This is a genomic window from Kitasatospora putterlickiae (assembly GCF_039527695.1).
GTDB lineage: Bacteria > Actinomycetota > Actinomycetes > Streptomycetales > Streptomycetaceae > Kitasatospora > Kitasatospora putterlickiae.
The window spans coordinates 1-2,312 of the sequence record NZ_BAAAKJ010000058.1 but is presented as its reverse complement, the minus strand read 5'-3'; the positions used below and the strand labels follow the sequence as shown (position 1 = coordinate 2,312).

2 protein-coding genes are annotated in these 2,312 nt (G+C 77.7%); both read left to right on the top strand.

The genetic code is table 11. The features are described from left to right. Window positions 1-1,096 precede the first annotated feature (1,096 nt). Complete coding sequence (locus tag ABD308_RS39600; RefSeq protein ID WP_425554709.1) at window positions 1,097-1,357, top strand: tetratricopeptide repeat protein; 261 nt, start codon at window positions 1,097-1,099, stop codon at window positions 1,355-1,357. A gap of 121 nt (window positions 1,358-1,478) precedes the next feature. Continuing rightward, window positions 1,479-2,027 carry a hypothetical protein gene (locus ABD308_RS06720; protein ID WP_344328930.1) on the top strand — a complete coding sequence of 183 codons (549 nt, stop codon included), beginning with the start codon at window positions 1,479-1,481 and terminating at the stop codon, window positions 2,025-2,027. Window positions 2,028-2,312: the final 285 nt, after the last annotated feature.

Below are 2,312 nucleotides of genomic sequence, written 5' to 3'. Positions count from 1 at the left end.
GTCGGCCGCCGAACTGGCCACCGTCTGCGGCCGGTTGCCGCTCGCCCTGGCCATCGCGGCCAGCCGCCTCGCCGAGCGGCCGGGCCGGACCGTCGCCGACCACGTCGCCGAACTGCGCGACACCGGCGACCGGCTCACCGCGCTGGCGATCGACGGCGACGCCACCTCCGCCGTCCGGGCCGCCCTGGACCTCTCCTACCGCGCCCTGCCGGCCACCGCCCGCACCCTGTTCAGGCTGCTCTCACTCGCCCCCGGCCCGCGCCTGTCGGCGGGGGGGNNNGGCGTGGCGGCGGCGGCCGCCGCGCTGTGCGGCGAGCGGGTCACCGTCGTGCGCCCGGTGCTGGAGCAGCTGACCAGCGCCCACCTGCTCACCCACCAGGGCGGGGACCGCTACCGGCTGCACGACCTGCTGCGCCTGTACGCCGCCGAGCGCGCCGCCGCCGAGACCGGCCGGGCGGTGCGCGCCGCCGCCCGTGAACGGCTCGGCAGCTGGTACCTGCACCACGCCGACGCCGCCGCCCGGCTGCTCACCCCGCACCGCCGGCGGATCCCGCTCCCCCCGCCCGGGCCCTGGTACGAGCCGCCCTCGTTCGGCACCGCCGCGGAGGCCCAGCGGTGGTGCGAGGGCGAGCACACCCATGTGCTGGGTGTGGTGCGCGCGGCCGCCGGGGACGGTCCGGACGATCTGGCCTGGCGGCTGCCGGTGGTCCTGTGGAGCTACTACTTCACCAGCCCGCACCTGGACGACCGGGAGGAGGCGGCCCGCCTCGCGGTGGCGGCGGCCGGGCGGGCCGGCGACCGGTACGGCGAGGGCCACGCCCGCGACGACCTCGCCACCGCGCTCGGCGCGCTCGGCCGGCACGACGAGACGCTCGCTGAACTCCGGCTCGCCCGCGCCCTGTTCGCGTCGATCGGGGACCGGGACGGTGAGGCCGACGTGATCGGCCACCTGGGCGACCACTGTCTCAGCACCGGCGCCTACGGCCAGGCGCGGCTGTACTTCCAGGGGGCGCTGGCCCTGCTCCGGGCACAGCCGGAGGAGCGCCGGGACGACTGGGCGATCCGGGTGTGCGAGACCAACATCGGCGTCACCGCGATGCTGGTGGGCCGCGGCCGGGAGGCGGAGGAGTACCTGCACCGCGCCCTGGACCGGCACCGTTCCACCGTGGACCCGGTACTGGAGGGCATCACCCTCTACCACCTGGGTGACCACCACCGCCGGCTGGACCACCCCGAGCAGGCGGCCGAGCGGCTGCGGCAGGCCCTCGCGGTGATCGACGGGACGACCGGCAACCCGCTCCTGCGCGCCGCCGTGCTGGCGGCGCTCGCCGAACTGGGCGAGGGCCGCCGCTCCTGACCGCCGGCGTCCGCCACCCGGGCGGGTGATCCGGGACGCGGGGCGGCACGGCGGACGGCGGGGCGGGACCGTGCGTGGTCGGATGGCCGGATGGCCGGTCGGCGGCGGGAGGAGGGGGACGGTGCGACGGCTCAGGACGGTGGCGGCGGTGGCGGCCGTCGTGGTGCTCGCCACGGCGGCGGTGGCGCCGGCCGAACCGCCCGACGGGGACGGGGCCGGGGACGGAACGCGGGCGGAGCGGTCGATCGGCGAGCCAGGCGCGCCGGGCGGATCCGGCGGGCTCGGGGCGATCGGCGCGCTGAGCGGGTTCGCGGGGCTCGGCGGCCTCGGCACGGGCCGGCTGCGGCTGCTCGCCGGGGTGCTGCGCCAGGACCGGCCCGGCAGCGGCTGGTACCTGGTCGGCGGGGCGCACCTGGTGCTCAACCTGGAGGTGGTCTCCGCCGATCACCAGCGGATCGTGCTGCGCTTCCCGCCGGCCCGTCGTGTGGTGTCCGTGCTCTGCGGGCCCGACGAGACGTACGCGCCGCTCGGCTACACCTGCGGCGCCTCGGTCTCGCTGGACGCGGTGACCGTCCGGCTCGGGCGGGGCGGGCGGCCCGCCGATCCGGTGGCGACGGCGGCCGGGCGGTACGCGAACTTCTGGCTGCTGGGCCTCGTCGAGCAGCGCTGAGCGCCGCCGGCCGGCGCCGGGGGCCTTGACGAAACGGTCCATCAAAAGGTGTTCTGTACCACGGAGTCAGACCGGCGAGGGCCGCGCGGTCCCGGTGGGGTATAGCCCGGGGCTGTACCCCCGGGTGACATCTCCCCCGCCGCCGGACGGGGCTCCTACGGTTTCCCGCAACCCCCACACCGTGACCGCGGGAGATCCCCCATGCTCCGACGACCCGCCAGGGCCGCGTGTGCCGGCCTGGCCACCGCCGCCCTCGCTCTGACCGCACTCCAGGGCACCGCCGGT